This is a genomic window from Winogradskyella litorisediminis (genome assembly GCF_042675765.1).
Taxonomy (GTDB): domain Bacteria; phylum Bacteroidota; class Bacteroidia; order Flavobacteriales; family Flavobacteriaceae; genus Winogradskyella; species Winogradskyella litorisediminis.
The window spans coordinates 1,294,254-1,313,514 of sequence record NZ_JBHTJL010000009.1 but is presented as its reverse complement, the minus strand read 5'-3'; the positions used below and the strand labels follow the sequence as shown (position 1 = coordinate 1,313,514).

Here is a 19,261-nt window from a genome sequence, read left to right as displayed (position 1 = left end):
TATTTTCGTTCCCATGAAAATGAGAAACTATTATACTTTTATTTTTATATTATTGTCAGGTCGAGCGCAGTCGAGACCTATTTAGTCCTCAACTACTAAAACCTCTCGACTGCGCTCGAGAAGACAAAATTATTATTTTATTTTAAACCTTAATCCTGCATAATACATACTTCCAAAAATTGGACCATATACAAAATTAGTATCAAAATTTGAACCAAACGGATTATCTGCACTAATAATTGGGTCTGGCTGACGTACATTGATTACATTTTCGCCACCAACATAGATTTCCAACTTTGGTGAAAAGACTTTGGTCACTTGCAAATTTAACGTGCCAACAGTTGGCGAAAATTCATCTAATTGAAACTGCGATGGACTTAAACTCGTGTCTGGGAAACGTTGCTGACTGAGCCAATTATACGTGGCATCGAATTTCCATCGCTCACCTTTTTCTGTCAATTCTGTTTCATAAGCCGCATTAGCAAACAAACGATGACGAGGTGTTAATGGTCGTTGCAATCTACCAGAGTCATAATCGGTTTGCACATCATAAAATTTGTATGCCAACCGAATATCGAAATTAGAGAATGCATTATAATTTACTTCTGTTTGAAAACTATTAGCAAAACTCTCACCTTGTAAGTTGTAAAAATTAATTTCGAATGGATTTTCATAATCTACAACCACTTGATTCTTAAAATCGGTACGGTAAAAATCAAAAGTGATATCACCTTTTTGACCAAATAGATTAAAGCCTTGCAAATAACTCACCCCATAATTCCATGCGATTTCTGGGTCTAAACCGTAAATTTTACCACCTGTATTTCTGATGTTTATTTGTCTTGAACTCGAAAATATATTCTGATTTTCAGCAAAAATATTAGCGCTCTTTATGCCGCGACCGACTGAAAAACGCAATGCGGATTTTTCCCATGGCGTATAACGCAAATGCAAACGTGGCGTTAGAAAAAACCCAAATCTATTATGCACATCACCACGTAAACCCGCGGTTAACGTTAGCTTATTTAAATCGTCATAAGCGTATTCAAAAAATGCACCGTAGGAATTCTCAACACGATTAAAAGTGTTTGCGTTTACTAATTCCTCATAATCATCTAAAGTAAAACTCAAACCTGTTTTAACCTTATGACGAGAATCTGAAATAATACTATTATAAATAAGATTAGAATAAAAACTATTGTGTTTAATGTCGTAAACATTTAACCCAAAATAGGAGTCTTGTTTATGGTAGCTAAACGCCGTTTGAAAACCAAGGGTTTGCCATGGAATTTCAGGATTTACATACCCTAACTTTGTAGTAACCTCAAAACGTTCGGTGTTAATTAAACTTCCCCAATTGTTTGTCGTACCTTCATCTGTATCTGGATTAAAATCTACTTGTCCAGATTGTGTTTCATCATTTAAATATCTAAAATTTATAAAACTCACTATTCCTTTTTCACCATTTACGTATTGCCAACGGTTCATGATATTAATTTGCTTTTTAAGAGGAATATCTAAAAATGAATCATCATTATTATCAAACTTTTGATTTCTAATATTGCCGTGTAAATACAAACCGCTACTCCATTTATCTGATAATTTTTGGTTAAAATGTGTATTTAATTCTAAACGCCCGTTAATTGACCCATAAGCATTAAGAAAAAATTGATTATCGGTTAATGGTTTTACCAATTCGGCATTAATCTGCCCAGCAATACTCTCGTAGCCATTAACAACACTTCCGGCACCTTTAGTAATCTGAATACTCTCAACCCAAGTTCCTGGAATAAAACCCAAACCATAAGCTTGCGATGCACCTCTAATGGCAGGCACGTTTTCAGTAGAAATTAAAATATAAGGCGATTTTAAACCTAACATTCTAATCTGTTTTGTACCAGAAACCGCATCTGCAAAATTGACGTCTATTGACGGATTGGTTTCAAAGCTTTCAGAGAGGTTACAGCATGCAGCTTTTAATAATTCGTCACTACTTACCGTCATTGTATTTGTCGGTTTTAGATACGACCTTGTTGTAGCTAATTTTCGAGAGGTAATAGTGACTTCGTCTAAAGCTGAGGTAGCTTGCAATACATGACGTATAGATTTATTACTTGTAATTGTCAGCGTATCTGTCTTAAAACCGACATAGCTAATAATTAATCTTGAATAAGAGTTTTCATATGCGATTGAAAATGCGCCGTTCTCATCGGTCATCGTACCAACTGAAGTGTTTAACCAATAGACGTTTGCTCCAGGAAGTGGCATTTCTTTACCATCAATGGATTCTAAAACCACTCCATTAAGTTTATCTTGAGCATTTCCCGTAATTACAAGAAGACCTATCAGTAAAAATAATATCTGTCTCATAACACAAAGATTTTAACTAGCATATAAATTGCCATTAATAACATTATTGAATTTTCTATAATCGTTGCTGTCGTCATTGGCAATTTTAAAACCGTACCTAAACAAGCGCACTGTATGGTTTTTTTATCTAAAAGAACTTTTGCGACTCCTATTGTTGTAATTGCTAAAATGATAAGCGTTAGTATTAAGGCTAGCTTAATTTCTATTCGCATTAAAAATAAAAAACCTAAAACCAATTCAATAAATGGATAGATTTTAGCATAAGGTGAAAAACGTTTTGCTAACGGGTCGTACATGCTAAAGCTTTGGCTAAAACCTTTTAAATCTAGAAATTTAAAAAAACTGAAAACAATGAAAAATAAACCCATGAAATCATACATAAATCGGGCTGTATTCCATGCTGTTTTATTCAGTAAAATGGAAGCCACAAAAATGTAACTTAGAATTAAAAACAGAGGAAATAATTGTTTTAACTTAGATTCTGAGGTTTCTTTTTTAGTCAAAGTTGAAGAAAACACGTTGGTTTCTTCTAATTGTGAAATTTGATATTTTTCTGGTAAAGCCAATTGTAATTCCGACAAAGAAACGTGCGAAGTCATTTCTACCGTTGCTTCTTCTTTTTCAAGATTTACATTAACTGAAGTTATATTTTGAAGTGCTGAAAGCTTTTCTTTTACTGAAGCTTTACAGCCGTTACATGTCATGCCTGTAACTTTATATGTGTGTTTCATTATAATTTAATTTGAAGGCATTAGTAATTTATTGAAATAATTCAACCAATTAATAACTGTGTATCAAATTAAAAAAACATCATCTAAAAGCTGAATGTCGTAAACTAAATTTGGTGGTGAGTAATCTTTATGCGGAACTATTTGTTTAGGTAAACTTTCGTAAAAGACCGAAAACGAATACAGAAAAGAAACAATAAACTCCTGAGTTTCTAACTCAAAATCATCAAAAGATAGTGACTGTAATTCGTCCTGCCCTTCAATAACATCTATTGTATCTTTACAACACGATTTTTTCATGCTGTTTTTTAAAGGCATTTCCATTCCACAACCTTTTGCTTCAGAAAACACTGCTACATCAACTAAACGATTACCACAATAGTGCTTTTCTACTGTAAAAGAAAAAGTAGAGAACAATACTAATGCCGACAATGCTATCGAAAATATTTTATGTATCAAGTTTTGTTTCACACTGCAAAGTTAACCAATTCCTATTAAAAAATAGAACTTTAAGATGCACTTAACGTTTTAATTTATAATAGTATAATGCTGGTAATAAAAGGATTAAAATTAAAGGTTGAATTAAAAATCGGCGCACGTTAAAGAACAAATAATAATCTTCTTGTCTTGGATTAATTACAAAATACAAAAATGGAATTAAAAAACAGATGTAAGCAAAACCGTAAATGATTAGCGAAAATTTTACCATCTGTTTGTCCTTAAATATACAATAAATTATAGCTAAAGACAATAAAGTATTAATAAGAAATCTTAAGGATGTAAAGAAAACTAATTTGGCAATTTCGCGACGCGGACTATCGATGTAGAGATAATCATTTTCAAAAAATTGCAAATATGGGTCATAAAATAGTACATCCTCAAAAGCTCTAACCAAAACAAGCAACAATACACAAATAGCTGCTACCAAATAAGAAACTGTTTTAGACATTTGCTGTTTTATTTTGAATAGAAAAATGACGCACCCAAAACATCCATAGCAAAAATACCATACCGTAAATGGCTAATGGAAAAATAACCTCGTGCATAATGTCGCTTCGCCAAGGATAATGACGCAGACCAATGGTTAATAACACAATTCTTATAAGATTTACAGCATAAATTAAAACGCTACCTGCCAATAAAAATAATAGTGTGCGTTTAAACGTATCTCTGAATGAAACTACAAAAGCGATAAATAAAATAATAACGCTCATACCGTTGCAACCTTCAATAATTCTAGCAATATATTTTTGGTCAACAAACACCATTAATGACGGTTCATCATAATGTGGAACAATACTAGTTCTGTAACCAAATGAAGATAAAACGGTTTCTGTTTGTTTACCAACCAAGTTGGTTAAATAGTCTGGATAATATTTAGAACCTTCAGAAAAATCTAAGTATAATTTATAAGCAATAGATAACACACCGTAAACCAACACAAAAGTGAAAATAAACCGAATAACCAATTTGTATTTTGTAAGTAATGCGCGCAAGGAGTGACTTATGTTATTGTGCTGTTAAATTTATCGAATTTGAAATATAGAACTAGTACAATTTAGATATTTTTACCAAAATTTTAATTGAAAATGACTTTTACAGATTTAAAACCAGAAATAAAAAACATTATAGCTAAAGATTCTTTATCTAAAGATGAAAAGCTTTTAAAAGTTTGCGAGCTTTTAGAAAAACATATCGATTATTATAATTGGGTTGGTTTTTATTTTAAAAATGGCGATAAAAACGAATTAAAACTCGGCCCTTATGTTGGCGAGCCAACAGACCACACCATCATTCCGTTTGGAAAAGGTATTTGTGGACAAGTTGCTGTTAGTAATAAAAACTTTGTGGTTCCAGATGTTAATGCGCAAGACAATTATATTGCATGTAGTATTACGGTAAAGGCCGAAATTGTGGTTCCTATTTTTGTAAACAATGAAAATATCGGGCAAATAGACATCGACTCTAACACGGCTGACCCATTTACTGAAGCTGATGAACGCTTTTTAGAGTTTGTTTGTAAGCAAGTTGCTAAAATTCTCTCGTAAAAAAACTTGTTATCAAAACTAAAAATTCCAAAGGCAAACGTTTTATAAATATCAGCCTTTGGAATTTTATTTTTTTATAAGAATTTATTTCTATTTAAATGATTTATAAGTCTACATTCCAGTTCGGATTGCTTCAACTGGGTCTAATCGAGATGCTCTGATTGCTGGAAGCACACCAGATATAAGTCCAATCAACGTTGAAAGCGAAAAGCCTAAAAACATATTCCCTGGAGACAATACAAATTCAAAATCACCAGAAAAACTCGAAGCAATTAAGGTTAGAATATAAACCAAACCAAGACCTACCAAACCACCAACTACAGCTAAAATTACAGCTTCAAACAAAAACTGAAATAATATAAATCGATTTTTGGCACCTAGAGATTTTTGTATTCCTATTAGATTGGTGCGTTCTTTTACACTTACAAACATAATATTAGCTATACCAAAACCGCCAACAAGTAATGAAAAACCACTAATAAGCCAACCAATACCATTCATTACGCTTATAATTCCGTCAACAAAACTTACCAAGCCTGCCAATTTATTTACAAAAAAATCATCTTCTTCATCTGCTTTTAAACCTCTATATCTTCTAAATTTTTGTTTTAGTTGACTTTCAAAAGCTCCAATATCTATATCAGCTTTTGGTTTTATTACAACTGCTCCTGGCAATCCATCAGAACCTCCGTTTCTGAAACGTCTAACAAAATTTGCTGGTACAAATGCTTTTGTATCTGGTGAATCACCAAGTGCCGCACCATATTTTTCAAGCACTCCAATAACGGTTAATTTTCGGCCAAATACACGAATTTGTTTACCTAGCGGATTGGCATCTTTAAAAAGGTTAGTTGCCAATTCGTAACCCAATACAATAACTGGTGCGCCTGTTTCAGATTCTAATTCAGAATAAAAGCGGCCTTGACCCATTTTTAAGTCGTCAATGACATAAATGCCATTAGAAATCGGTGTTACATTGATATTAGTTAATGTTTCGGCTTGGTATCTAATAGTTTCGCTTCCACCAAAAATAACATAAGCTGAAGCTTCAATACCGTTTACATTTCGTCGTACAAATTCAAAGTCATCGTAATCTACTTGAGGATAACGGTCACGTTTCCATCGTGGCACTTGTGTTGGACCAAATGAAAATTTAGTAAGGTAAATGGTATTTTTATCGAGACCAGAAAGACTGTCTTTTATATTTCTATCTAAGGAATCAACAGCTGCAAGCACAGCGATGATAGAAAAAATACCGACAGTAACACCTAAAAGTGATAAGAAAGTTCGGAGTTTATTATTACGCAAAGCATTGATAGCAAAGGAAAAACTCTCCTTAAATAATCTTAGGTATACTAACATTGGTTGTTGATTTTCTACAATTGTAAATATAAGACGTTGTCAACAATTTAATGTTACAAAAAACTTAAACAAAGTCTTTTTTTCGCTCTTCTAATTTTGTGGTTATGACTATTTTTATGCCTTTAAAAATCACAACACAACACCATGAGCAACAAAACCATTTCATCGGCACTAATTTCTGTATTTAGTAAAGATGGTTTAGAACCAATTGTAAACAAATTAAACGATTTAGGCGTAACCATATATTCTACTGGCGGCACTGAAAAATTTATCAAAGATTTAGGTATTAATGTGGTACCCGTAGAGGATGTTACCTCATATCCATCAATACTCGGTGGTCGAGTAAAAACACTGCATCCAAAGATTTTTGGAGGTATTTTAAATCGTCAAAATCATGATGGTGATGTAGCTGAACTGAAAGAATTTGACATTCCGCAGATTGATGTCGTAATCGTCGATTTATACCCATTTGAAAAAACTGTGGCTTCAGGCGCAAGCAATCAAGATATTATTGAAAAAATTGATATCGGTGGTATTTCTTTAATCAGAGCAGCAGCAAAAAATTATGCCGATGTCACTTGTGTGTCTTCTGTTGATGATTACGCTGAATTTTTAGATTTACTAAACTCTAAAAACGGAGTAACTTCTGAAGAAGACAGAAAAGAATTCGCTGCGAAAGCCTTCAATGTTTCGTCGCATTATGACAGTGCAATTTTTAATTATTTTAATCAAGATGAATCTATTTCAGCTTTAAAAATTTCTGAAACTAATGGCAAAACACTTCGATATGGTGAAAACCCACATCAAAAAGGGTATTTCTATGGTGATTTTGATGCCATGTTTACCAAACTTCACGGTAAAGAATTAAGTTATAACAATCTTTTAGATGTTGATGCTGCTGTAAATTTAATCTTAGAATTTAAAGATGAAGCACCAACTTTTGCCATTTTAAAACATAATAACGCCTGTGGTTTTGCGCAACGCGAAAGTGTTTACAAAGCTTATATCGATGCGCTGGCTGGTGACCCAGTTTCGGCATTTGGTGGTATTTTAATTACCAACACCGAGATTGATAAAGAAACTGCAGAAGAAATACACAAACTATTTTGTGAGGTTGTCATTGCACCTTCTTTTTCGGATGAAGCTTCAGAAGTTTTAAAAGGAAAGAAAAATAGAATTCTTCTTATTCTCAATGATATTGAATTACCAAATACAACTGTTAGAACATGCCTAAACGGAATTTTAGTGCAAGACCGAGACAGTAAAACAGATATGGCTGGCGAACTTAAAGCAGCGACCCAAAAGGAACCTTCTTTATCTCAAATTGAAGATTTAATTTTTGCTTCAAAAATTTGCAAACACACCAAATCTAATACAATTGTTTTGGCTAAAAATAAGCAACTGTGTGCAAGCGGAACCGGACAGACGAGTCGTGTTGATGCCTTAAACCAAGCGATACACAAGGCACAATCTTTCAATTTTGATTTAGAGGGCGCAGTTATGGCAAGTGATGCGTTTTTTCCATTTCCAGATTGTGTAGAGATTGCAGACAAAGCTGGAATTAAAGCTGTAATACAACCAGGCGGCTCAATAAAAGACCAATTAAGTATTGATTATTGCAATGCTAATGACGTAGCGATGGTATTTACAGGTACAAGACATTTTAAACACTAAAATTGTTAAAATTTGTACGAAATTTCACAGATAACTTTAAGTATAAAATTATCTGTGATTTTTTTTGCTTTTAAAACGTCTAGATACAAAGAAATAACGTATTATTTATTTACATTTACGACTAAGCAAAAAACAAATAGAATACTTACCCCAAAACCTTAAAATTACGCATGGGATTTTTTGACTTCCTAACAGAAGAAATAGCTATCGATTTAGGTACCGCTAACACATTAATTATTCACAATGACAAAGTTGTTGTAGACAGTCCATCGATTGTTGCCAGAGACCGAATATCTGGTAAAATAATTGCCGTTGGTAAAGAAGCCAACATGATGCAAGGTAAAACGCATGAAAACATTAAAACCATTAGACCGTTAAAAGATGGTGTAATTGCTGATTTTGATGCGTCTGAGCAAATGATTAATCTGTTTATTAAAAATATTCCTGCGTTAAAAAAGAAATTGTTCAACCCATCGTTGAGAATGGTCGTTTGTATTCCTTCTGGAATTACTGAAGTAGAAATGCGAGCGGTAAAAGAATCTTGTGAGCGTGTTAATGGCAAAGAAGTGTATCTAATACATGAACCAATGGCTGCTGCAATTGGTATTGGTGTTGATATTATGCAACCAAAAGGAAACATGATTGTGGATATTGGTGGTGGAACAACAGAAATTGCCGTGATTGCTTTAGGCGGAATTGTTTGTGACAAATCTGTAAAAGTTGCTGGTGATGTATTTACCAATGACATCATCTATTACATGAGAACGCAGCACAACCTTTACGTTGGTGACCGCACTGCTGAAAAAATTAAAATTGAAATCGGTGCAGCTACCGAAGATTTAGATTTACCACCAGAAGACATGAGCGTTCAGGGTCGTGATTTGTTAACAGGAAAGCCAAAGCAAGTACAAATCTCGTATCGAGAAATAGCAAAAGCTTTAGATAAATCTATTTTACGTATCGAAGACTCCGTAATGGAAACGTTATCGCAAACGCCTCCAGAGTTGGCAGCAGATATTTACAACACTGGTATTTATTTAGCTGGTGGTGGCTCAATGTTACGTGGCTTGGATAAGCGATTATCTCAAAAAACGGACTTACCAGTTTATATTGCCGAAGACCCATTAAGAGCGGTTGTTCGTGGTACAGGAATTACTTTAAAAAACTTAGCAAAATACAAAAGTGTATTGATTAAATAGAGCTAAATAATGCAGCAAATTTTCAATTTTGTAATAAGAAACAAAACATTTCTATTGTTTTTATTACTTTTTGGTATTGCATTATCCCTCACGATACAATCCCATTCTTATCATAAAAGTAAATTTATAAATTCCGCTAATAGTGTCACTGGAGGCGTTTACGGAACTGTTAATGGTATTGGTCAATATTTCAATTTAAAAACACAAAACGAAATTTTGGTTGAAGAAAACCAGAAACTTCGCGAAGCGTTGTTTAATTCAGCATCAATTTCAAAAACTAAAATCGATTCTACTTTAATCGATAAACGTTTTGAAGTGATTTCAGCTGAAGTATTTAAAAACAGTTACAATCTTCCAAACAATCACTTAACTATAAATCGTGGAAAACGAGATAGCGTAGCTCAAGATTTTGGTGTTATTACTTCAAAAGGTATAGTTGGCATCGTTGATAACACTTCAAAGAAATATGCAACTGTTCTTTCAATTTTAAGTAAAAATAGCCGAATAAACGCGAAGCTTAAACGCTCCAATCAAAGTGGCTCGTTAACTTGGAATACCAAATCGCCATACGTTGTCCAGCTCGAAGATGTTTCAAAATTTGCCAAAATTTCTGTAGGAGATACTATTGTTACTGGAGGAAAATCGGCCATTTTCCCAAAAGATATTAATATAGGAACTATTAAAGATTTTACAACTGATGTTGGCGGAGATACTTATGTTATTAACGTGGATTTGTTTAATAACATGACCACGTTAGAACACGTCTATATTATTATAAACAAGGATAAAAAGGAATTAGAACAGCTCGAAGCTCAAAGTAATGAACAATAAAGTCACCCTTAATATCGTCCGCTTTGTTGTATTGCTAATAGCACAGGTAACTATATGCAGTAATATTAATCTGTTTGGTTACGTTAATCCGTTTATCTATATCATTTTTATTCTCATTTATCCAGTAAAGACAAATAGAATGTTGTTTCTACTATTGGCGTTTAATTTAGGATTATTGGTAGATATGTTTTTAGATTCTGGTGGCGTTCATGCAGCTTCATCAGTTTTATTGGCATTTGCAAGACCTGTATTTCTAAAAAATGCCTATGGTACGTTGTATGACCACCAAACTTTAAAATTTGGTAATTCTGAAATAGGAGCTCTAATAACTTATATTTCCACAGCGATACTTTTTCATCATTTTGCTGTATTTAATCTCGAAATTTTTAACATTTCACAGATACTTCTCATATTAAAAAAGACGTTATTTTCTAGTATTTTCACAATAATCTTGAGCTTTTTACTCATCTTATTATTTAAAACTCGAAAATGAGAAAACTGCTACTTTTATCTTTAGTCATAATTGTCGGACTTACCTTCTTAAGTCGTTTGTATTATCTTCAGATTTATGACTCTCAAGCTTATAATCCGTTGAATGACACTGCAATTCGGAAGGAATTCACCTATCCAAAACGTGGTTATGTTTATGATAGAAATGGAGAATTGCTTGTGGCTAACCAACCTTCTTACGATGTGATGGTTATTCCCAGAGAAGTGGAGCCATTAGATACACTTGAGTTTTGCGCATTACTAAAAATTACTAAGGAAGATTTTATAAAAACATACAACAAAGCAAAAAATTATTCGCCAAGATTGCCATATGTGTTTGTTTCAAACTTAGCCAAAGAAGACTATGCGAAGTTACAAGAAAAGATGCGAAAATATGACGGGTTTTATATTCAAAGACGTTCTATAAGAACGTACAGAAAAACCATTGGCGCCAATGTTTTAGGCGATATTGGCGAGGTGAGCCAAGCCACCATAAACAAAAATCCGTATTATGCCAAAGGCGATTTAATTGGCAAACAAGGCGTTGAAAAAACCTATGAGGATATTTTGCGAGGTGTCAAAGGTGTAAAATTTATTCAAAAAGATAGATTTAATAGAGACATAGGCAAGTTTGAAGGTGGAGCACGAGACACAATCGCCAAACCCGGCAAAGATATTACCATCACAATTGACTCTAAACTACAAGAATATGGCGAGTTACTAATGACCAACAAGCGTGGCGGAATCATTGCAATTGAACCAAGTAGTGGCGAAATCTTAGCTATGGTTTCTGGACCAACTTACAACCCAAATTTATTAGTTGGACGAAATCGTTCTAAAAATTTTACTAAGCTTTATAATGATAGTTTAGCTCAGCCTTTATTTGACCGAAGCTTACAAGCCATGTATCCGCCAGGATCACCGTTTAAGACCGTTAATGCTCTTATTGGCCTGCAAGAAGGTGTTGTAGATACTAACGACACCTTTAGATGTAGCATGGGTTTTAATTACGGAAATCGTAAAATGGGTTGCCATGCCCATCGCAGTCCTGCGAACATGAATTTAGGCATTTACGAATCTTGTAATGCATATTTTGCAAATGTCTATCTCAAAATCATGAATAAGTATGATTCGCCTGCAAAGTCTATGGATGTTTGGAGCAATCATGTGCAAAGTTTTGGGCTTGGAAATTATTTAGGAAATGATTTATCTGTAGGTCAACCTGGAAAAATCCCAGATGCCGACACCTACAATCGCGCTCATGGAAAAGGAAAATGGTACCCAACATTTACACTTTCAAACGCAATTGGTCAAGGTGAAGTTTTAGCAACACCAATTCAGTTAGCAAATATGGCTGCCGCTATAGGTAATCGTGGATACTATTTTACGCCACACATTATAAAAGAAATCGAAAACGACAGCATACCATCAAAATACTTAACACCAAATTACACCACAATTGATAAAAAACATTTTGAACCTGTCGTCCAAGGCATGTACGACGTCTACAATAAAGGAACAGCAAAAATGGTACAAATATCTGGTATTGAAATCTGTGGAAAAACAGGAACTGCAGAAAATTTTGCAATTATAGATGGCAAAAAAACACAATTGACAGACCATTCTATTTTTGTAGCATTTGCACCAAAAGACAACCCTAAAATTGCTATTGCCGTATTTATTGAAAATGGTTATTTCGGTAGCAGATTTGCCGGAAAAATGGCAAGTCTAATGATAGAAAAATATCTAAAAAACGAAATTACAAGAACGGATTTAGAGCGTTTTGTTCTTCGTTATTCCTTAGAGCACGAATACGAAAAGCCATTTTCTGGTGAACCTTTTGGCATAAATAGACAAACAACTCTGGAACCAATCTCTGATGAAGAATTTGAAAGACTTAATATGCTAAAAGCGAAAATTGATAGTAAATGATTAGAGAAAATCAAAGACGATTTGGATTTGATTGGGCAACCATAATTGTCTATTTATTATTAATTGCATTTGGCTATGTAAACATAATGTCTGCTTCGCATTCAGGAGAAATTACAAGTTATTTTGACATGAGCCAATCTTATGGAAAACAGTTGGTTTTCATAAGTCTTTCTTTGGTTCTTATTATTCTCACGCTTTCTGTAGATGCCAAATTTTATGAGCGCTTTGCGAGTCTTATTTACATCGGTGCTATGGTTTCACTCGTGGGACTATTTATTTTCGGAAAAGATATTAATGGTGCACGGTCGTGGTATGCTGTTGGCAGCATGACGATTCAGCCAAGTGAATTTGCCAAATTTGCAACAGCGCTAGCTGTTGCAAAATATATTAGTGACATTCAGACGAATTTAAAGACTCTCAAAGATCAGCTTAAAGCAGTTGCTATAATTTTATTACCTGCGTTTTTAATTCTACTTCAAAATGATGCTGGCAGTACTTTAGTTTATGCCTCCTTTTTCTTTGTTTTTTATCGAGAAGGTTTACAACAAGTGTATATGCTAATTGCCTTTTCTGCCATAATTTTAGCAGTTTTGTCTTTAAAATTTGGAATATTAATTGCCGTTTTAGCCGCTTTAATTGTGGTTTTAGGACTTTATTTTTTTAACCGAAAAATAAAAATTTCAGTATTACAAAGTATCGCGGTACTAATTGTTTGTTCTGTGTTTGCTGTTGGTGTTAAGTTGTTTTACAATAATATTCTAAAACCTCATCAGCAAAATAGAATTAGCCTTTGGTTACGATTGGAAAAAGACCCAGTAAAATTGGAGCGCATGAAAAAAGCAGAAGCTTACAATCTCATCCAATCTGAAGAAGCTATAGCTGCAGGGCGATTTTCAGGAAAGGGATTTATGGAAGGTACACGTACTACAGGAAAGTTTGTACCAGAACAAGACACCGATTATATTTTTAGTACCGTAGGTGAAGAATGGGGCTTTTTAGGTGCGTCCATAACCGTGATTCTGTTTGTTTTTTTAATTATAAGAATTCTCATCATGGCCGAAAGGCAGAAATCGCAATTTAGCCGTGTTTACGGTTATGGTGTGGCGTCTATTTTCTTTGTGCATTTTACCATAAATATTGGTATGGTCATGGGATTAATCCCAACCGTTGGTATTCCGTTACCCTTTTTTAGTTACGGCGGTTCTGGATTAATGTCGTTTACTATTTTACTCTTTATTTTTATAAAATTAGATAGTAATCGTATAAATGAGTGGTAATTTAAAAAAAAAAGGCTGAACTTTCGTTCAACCTTTTTTCCTCTAAAAATCAATGCTGTTATTTATTATTTTTTTCTTCGTAATCAGCAATCTTTTCTTTTTCGTCCATTTTATTATTGAACTTTTCAATGGCTTTATCTAGTTTGCCTTTTTCCAATTTCTTATTGAATTTGGCAATAGCTTCTTGATTAATTTTTAAGTATTCATCTATCGTCTCGTTTAACTCTTCTCTTAAATCAGCAAACTGTTCATTTAATTCTTCTAAGTTTTCTTGACGTTCGTTTGCAGAAGCATTCTTTTCTTCAAGATATTCTTTATATTCTTTCTGAATATCTGTAATATCTTCCATCACTTCTTCAGTCTTTAACCAAGCTGGAATGGTTTCACCCAAGCTCATTACTGTTCCATAAAGGTTTGTAATTCTCTTATTAGTTGTTTTGAAATTTGCGTTTTCAATTTCGCCCATTTCATAACTCATAATGTTATAAGCGTCCCAATCTCTTAGTGAGGTTACACCATCTTCAGTATATGTATATGAAATTTCGCTACCATCTTTCATGGCGTACTCTTTGGTCATAACTTCCATTTGACGCTTTTCTTCTAACTGTCCAGATTCATTGGTTAATTTAATTTCTGTGTTATCAGAAACGTTTAATTTTGCAGTATCTTCATTATTTACTTTATCATTACATGATGTCATTACAACACCTGCAATAAGTAAACTTGATATAATTTTAATCGTTTTCATAATTGGTTTCATTTTGGTTTATTACAAAGATAAATTTAACAGAAGACAGAAACCGAATGATTAACTTTAAAGTCCTCTTAAAGTTCAACTCCAAGTTTAACAAACACCTCATAAACTTTAACCATTTTAGAAATTTTATGTTAATGATTCTAAAATCAAAAATTATTTAACACGAAAAAAGCCTCAAAAAACGAGGCTTTTAATACTTTATACTTAACCTTAAACTATTGACCCTGGCCTAAAGAATAGCCCCTTTTTCCGTCGAAAGTGTATAAATTTTCAGTTTTAATAATATCTATATTATTTGCCATTGCAGCTTGCATAATATCAATAATCCTAGATTTGTTCATAGTTTTGCCATCTTTTAATGCATACCTACATCTCCAATGGTCTGTACAAAATGTTTCTTTAAAACCTTGTGGCCAAACCTTTATACCACGGTTAGTGATTAGAACTAATTCAAGCTCATCGTTATTTAAATTCTCAAGTATTTTGGCTAATGCATTTGCATCCTCACCATGCCAATCTACGAATACATCAACACCGACAATTGCTTTATCTTTGGCAGGTTTGCGCTGGTATTTAGGCAAAATTAATGGTGAACTGTTATTATAAGTTACAGAAGGTAATTGTTTTGGACTATTGCCTAAATTGGCAATTACAGCTTCGGCAAACTCTTTTGTACCAACTTTTTTAGTACTCATTACTGAATCGTAAATATCAGTTGTATGAACTCCGTCTTCAATTGTGCGTAACCAAGCATTATGAATTTTTTCTGCCACTTTGTTTTGACCTATGTGATTAAGCATCATTACTGACGCATTAATTAATCCTGAAGGGTTTGCAATATTCTTACCTGCAATATCTGGTGCCGAACCATGAATGGCCTCAAACATAGCACATTCTTGACCAATATTTGCCGAACCACCTAAACCAACTGAACCAGCAATTTGCGCCGCAATATCTGACATAACGTCTCCATAAAGATTTGGCATTACAATAACATCGAATTTTTCTGGTGAATCTGCTAAAAGTGCCGCTCCAATATCAACAATCCAATGCTCTGTTTCAATTTCAGGGTAACGTAGTGACACCTCATTAAAAATTTCGTGAAACAAACCATCTGTTTGCTTCATAATATTGTCTTTTGTAAAACAAGTTACTTTTTTACGATTGTTTCTTTTAGCATATTCGAAGGCATAAGTAATAATTTTTTCGCAACCAGGACGACTTATTAATTTTAGACACTGTACAACCTCATCGGTTTGCTGATGCTCTATACCTGCATATAAATCTTCTTCGTTTTCTCTAATTATTACAACGTCCATTTCTGGATGTTTCGTCTTAACAAAAGGATGCATACTCGTGCATGGACGTATATTTGAATACAGACCAAGTGTTTTACGCATTGTTACGTTTAAACTTTTGTAACCGCCACCTTGAGGAGTTGTTATTGGCGCTTTAAACATAATTTTATTAGTTCTAATAGTTTCCCAAGCATCATCTGAGATACCAGTAGTTTGTCCGTTGAGATACATTTTTTCGCCAACTTCTATTTCTTCAAAAGTAATATCTGCTCCAGCAGCGCTTAAAATATTTAGTGTTGCGTCCATAATTTCTGGACCAATACCGTCTCCTTTTGCAAGTGTGATTTTAACCATAGTTTCTTTAGATTTAAAATTTGATGCTGCAAAATTGAAAATAAATATTCATATATTTTCATATATGTTTTTTATATATATCATAAGTAAATATTATGAATAAAATTAAACATAAAAAAAAACACCATTATAACAATGGTGCTTTTAACAAATTCTTATATGGAGAAAAAATGTTACTGCAACGACTTTAAACTCGCTTCAATCGTTTCAATTTTTGCTAAAGCGTCTGCTTCTTTTTTCTTTTCTGAAGCAACAACTTGTTCTGGTGCATTGTTTACAAAACGCTCGTTAGATAATTTTTTCTGAACTGATTTTAAGAAACCTTGGGTATAATTTAATTCTTCCGTTAGCTTATTAATTTCGTCTTCAACATTAATTGCTCCAGCCATCGGAATAAAATATTCGTTAGACCTTACTCTGAACGTCAGTGCACCTTCTAAAGGTTCAGTTACAGTTTCAAGGTTTGAGATATTACCCATTTTGGCAATAACGCTGTTGTAAGACGCATCTAAACCTTCGTTATTAATTACAGAAAGTTCTATAGCATCCTTAAAGGCGATGTTTTTTTCTTTTCTGATGGTTCTAATGCCTGAAACCGCTTCTTTGACCAGTTCAAAATCTTCAATTAATTTTGAATCTATTGCTTTTCTTTCAGGATATTTTGAAATAATTAAAGCTTCCTCAGGAGTTCTTTCGGCCATAAATTGCCAAATTTCTTCTGTTAAAAATGGCATAAACGGATGCAAAATTTTTAAATTATCTTCAAATAATTCAATAACTGCATCAAAAGTTACTCTATCTATTGGCGCTTGGTATGCAGGCTTAATCATTTCTAATAACCATGAGCAGAAATCGTCCCAAACCAGTTTATAATTAGCCATTAACACATCAGATAATCTAAATTTACTGTAGTTATCTTCAGTTTCTTTTAATGTATTTTGAAATCTCGATTTGTACCAATCAATCGCAATTCTTGATGATTCTGGCTGCTCAATATCTGCAACTTCCCAACCTTTTACAAGACGAAATGCATTCCAAATTTTATTGGCAAATGATTTTCCTTGTCCGCATAATTCTTCATCGAACATTAAATCATTTCCTGCTGCTGCGCTTAAAAGTAAACCAACACGTACGCCATCTGCGCCGTAATCTTCAATGAGTTTTAAGGCATCAGGCGAATTTCCTAATGATTTGGACATTTTACGACGTTGCTTGTCGCGAACCAAACCTGTTAAATACACATTTTTAAATGGACGTTCACCTTTAAACTCATATCCAGCAACAATCATACGTGCCACCCAGAAAAACAAAATATCTGGACCAGTTACTAAATCGTTAGTCGGATAATAATAATTGATTTCCTCATTATCAGGATTTCTAATACCATCAAAAACACTAATTGGCCATAACCATGAGCTAAACCAGGTATCCAATGCATCTTCGTCTTGACGTAAATCAGCATTAGTTAAAGCATCATTGTTTGTCTTTTGCTTGGCTAATTCTAAAGCAGCATCAATATTTTCGGCTACTACGAAATCTTCTTTTCCATCGCCATAATAGAAGGCAGGAATTTGTTGTCCCCAACGTAATTGGCGAGAAATATTCCAATCGCGGATATTTTCCATCCAATGACGATAGGTATTGTTGAAACGTTTTGGATAGAGCTTTACCTCTTCAGATTCTAAAACTGCTTCAATTGCAGGTTTTGCCAAATCTTTCATTTTTAAAAACCATTGGTCTGAAAGTCTTGGCTCGATAATAGCTTTTGTGCGTTCTGAAATACCAACACGATTTGTGTGGTCTTCAATTTTTACAATGGCTCCAAGAGATTCTAATTCTTTTACAATTTCCTTACGAACCACAAAACGGTCTTTGCCTTCGTAGTGTAATCCAAAAGAATTTAAAGTGGCATCTTCATTAAAAATATCAATAACTTCAAGATTATGTTTTTCTCCTAAAGCCTTATCATTTTCGTCATGAGCTGGTGTCACTTTAAGACAACCGGTACCAAATTCTAAATCAACATATTCATCTTCAATTATTGGAATAACTCGATTGTTAATAGGTACAATCGCGCGCTTTCCTTTTAGATGCGTATGTCTTTCGTCGTTAGGATTTATACAAATTGCAGTATCACCCAATAAAGTTTCTGGACGCGTTGTAGCTATTGTTAACACCTCATCAGAATCTTCAATTTTATAATTTATATGGTAAAGTTTCCCTTGTTTTTCAACATATTCAACTTCTTCATCTGACAATGTAGTTTTTGCTTCTGGATCCCAATTTACCATTCGGTAACCGCGATAAATCATTCCCTTATTATATAAATCAACAAAAACTTTGATTACAGCCTCGGACATATCATCGTCTAATGTAAACTTAGTTCTGTCCCAATCGCAAGAGCATCCAAGTTTTTTAAGTTGTTCTAAAATAACGCCACCATATTCGTTGGTCCAATCCCAAGCATGTTTTAGAAACTCTTCTCTAGTTAAGTCATTTTTATTAATGCCTTGTTCCTTTAAACGCGCTACCACTTTTGCTTCTGTAGCAATAGACGCATGATCTGTACCTGGAACCCAACATGCGTTTTTGCCCAACAATCGTGCGCGACGAATCAACACATCCTGTATGGTATTATTAAGCATATGTCCCATGTGTAAAACACCAGTTACATTTGGTGGCGGAATTACGATGGTGTATGGCTCACGCTCATCTGGTGTTGAATGAAAATAATTATTTTTCATCCAGTAGTCGTACCATTTAGATTCTACACTCGAAGCACTATATTTTGATGGGATTTCCATTTTTGGTATCGTTTTTGGTAATAACTGACAAAAGTACTTATATTTCTTTTTTTTAGAAATTAATGCGAAGATAATGTCACTAAAATTCTGAAATTTTGTTAAATAGATTGCATTACAACGTAATAATTTTGATAGGAG

Annotated in this window: 16 protein-coding genes; 7 read left to right on the top strand and 9 right to left on the bottom strand. The window is 33.6% G+C overall.

Annotation, left to right across the window (positions count from 1 at the left end; translation table 11 throughout):
- Positions 1-132: 132 nt before the first annotated feature.
- The 5 genes from ACFQ1Q_RS08245 to xrtF all read right to left on the bottom strand — a co-directional run bounded on the left by ACFQ1Q_RS08245 (position 133) and on the right by xrtF (position 4,594).
- Positions 133-2,370 carry a TonB-dependent receptor gene (locus tag ACFQ1Q_RS08245; protein ID WP_386129814.1) on the bottom strand — a complete coding sequence of 746 codons (2,238 nt, stop codon included), beginning with the start codon at positions 2,368-2,370 and terminating at the stop codon, positions 133-135.
- Positions 2,367-3,101: a heavy-metal-associated domain-containing protein gene (locus tag ACFQ1Q_RS08240; RefSeq protein WP_386129812.1), complete on the bottom strand. Its 735-nt coding sequence runs from the start codon at positions 3,099-3,101 to the stop codon at positions 2,367-2,369. Before ACFQ1Q_RS08240 ends, ACFQ1Q_RS08245 begins: the two co-directional genes overlap by 4 nt.
- A gap of 63 nt (positions 3,102-3,164) precedes the next feature.
- On the bottom strand, positions 3,165-3,569 hold the full coding sequence (locus ACFQ1Q_RS08235; protein WP_449361587.1) for an HYC_CC_PP family protein: 405 nt from the start codon (positions 3,567-3,569) through the stop codon (positions 3,165-3,167).
- A 49-nt stretch (positions 3,570-3,618) separates the two neighbouring features.
- A complete protein-coding gene (locus ACFQ1Q_RS08230; protein WP_386129808.1) occupies positions 3,619-4,047 on the bottom strand; it encodes an exosortase F system-associated membrane protein in 429 nt (142 codons plus the stop codon).
- Positions 4,040-4,594, bottom strand: coding sequence for an exosortase family protein XrtF (gene xrtF, locus ACFQ1Q_RS08225; RefSeq protein WP_386129806.1), 555 nt, complete (start codon positions 4,592-4,594; stop codon positions 4,040-4,042). Before xrtF ends, ACFQ1Q_RS08230 begins: the two co-directional genes overlap by 8 nt.
- Before the next feature lie 93 nt (positions 4,595-4,687).
- On the opposite strand from xrtF, the gene ACFQ1Q_RS08220 reads away from it, so the two are divergent.
- On the top strand, positions 4,688-5,146 hold the full coding sequence (locus ACFQ1Q_RS08220) for a GAF domain-containing protein (protein ID WP_386129804.1): 459 nt from the start codon (positions 4,688-4,690) through the stop codon (positions 5,144-5,146).
- Between the two features lie 111 nt (positions 5,147-5,257).
- Here the strand turns inward: ACFQ1Q_RS08220 and ACFQ1Q_RS08215 are convergent, their stop codons facing one another.
- Entirely contained in the window at positions 5,258-6,508 is a 1,251-nt protein-coding gene (locus ACFQ1Q_RS08215) for an ABC transporter permease (protein ID WP_386129802.1), read from the bottom strand.
- A gap of 144 nt (positions 6,509-6,652) precedes the next feature.
- Here ACFQ1Q_RS08215 and purH point away from each other — a divergent pair, with 144 nt between their 5' ends.
- The 6 genes from purH to rodA all read left to right on the top strand — a co-directional run bounded on the left by purH (position 6,653) and on the right by rodA (position 13,910).
- A complete protein-coding gene (gene purH / locus ACFQ1Q_RS08210; RefSeq protein ID WP_386129800.1) occupies positions 6,653-8,182 on the top strand; it encodes a bifunctional phosphoribosylaminoimidazolecarboxamide formyltransferase/IMP cyclohydrolase in 1,530 nt (509 codons plus the stop codon).
- A 170-nt stretch (positions 8,183-8,352) separates the two neighbouring features.
- A complete protein-coding gene (locus ACFQ1Q_RS08205) occupies positions 8,353-9,381 on the top strand; it encodes a rod shape-determining protein (RefSeq protein WP_386129798.1) in 1,029 nt (342 codons plus the stop codon).
- 54 nt (positions 9,382-9,435) lie between these two features.
- Positions 9,436-10,212: a rod shape-determining protein MreC gene (gene mreC / locus ACFQ1Q_RS08200; RefSeq protein ID WP_386129796.1), complete on the top strand. Its 777-nt coding sequence runs from the start codon at positions 9,436-9,438 to the stop codon at positions 10,210-10,212.
- Complete coding sequence (locus ACFQ1Q_RS08195) at positions 10,202-10,705, top strand: rod shape-determining protein MreD (RefSeq protein ID WP_386129794.1); 504 nt, start codon at positions 10,202-10,204, stop codon at positions 10,703-10,705. Before mreC ends, ACFQ1Q_RS08195 begins: the two co-directional genes overlap by 11 nt.
- Entirely contained in the window at positions 10,702-12,633 is a 1,932-nt protein-coding gene (gene mrdA, locus ACFQ1Q_RS08190; RefSeq protein WP_386129792.1) for a penicillin-binding protein 2, read from the top strand. The genes ACFQ1Q_RS08195 and mrdA overlap by 4 nt, the downstream gene beginning before the upstream one ends.
- Entirely contained in the window at positions 12,630-13,910 is a 1,281-nt protein-coding gene (gene rodA, locus ACFQ1Q_RS08185) for a rod shape-determining protein RodA (protein WP_386129790.1), read from the top strand. Before mrdA ends, rodA begins: the two co-directional genes overlap by 4 nt.
- Positions 13,911-13,968: 58 nt before the next feature.
- Here rodA and ACFQ1Q_RS08180 read toward each other — a convergent pair whose 3' ends face one another.
- The 3 genes from ACFQ1Q_RS08180 to ACFQ1Q_RS08170 form a co-directional block, all read right to left on the bottom strand.
- Positions 13,969-14,658, bottom strand: coding sequence for a hypothetical protein (locus tag ACFQ1Q_RS08180; protein WP_386129788.1), 690 nt, complete (start codon positions 14,656-14,658; stop codon positions 13,969-13,971).
- A gap of 224 nt (positions 14,659-14,882) precedes the next feature.
- Positions 14,883-16,319 (bottom strand): NADP-dependent isocitrate dehydrogenase, encoded by a 1,437-nt coding sequence (locus ACFQ1Q_RS08175; protein WP_386129786.1) that lies wholly within the window; start codon positions 16,317-16,319, stop codon positions 14,883-14,885.
- A gap of 173 nt (positions 16,320-16,492) precedes the next feature.
- Entirely contained in the window at positions 16,493-19,123 is a 2,631-nt protein-coding gene (locus tag ACFQ1Q_RS08170) for a valine--tRNA ligase (RefSeq protein ID WP_386129784.1), read from the bottom strand.
- Positions 19,124-19,261: the final 138 nt, after the last annotated feature.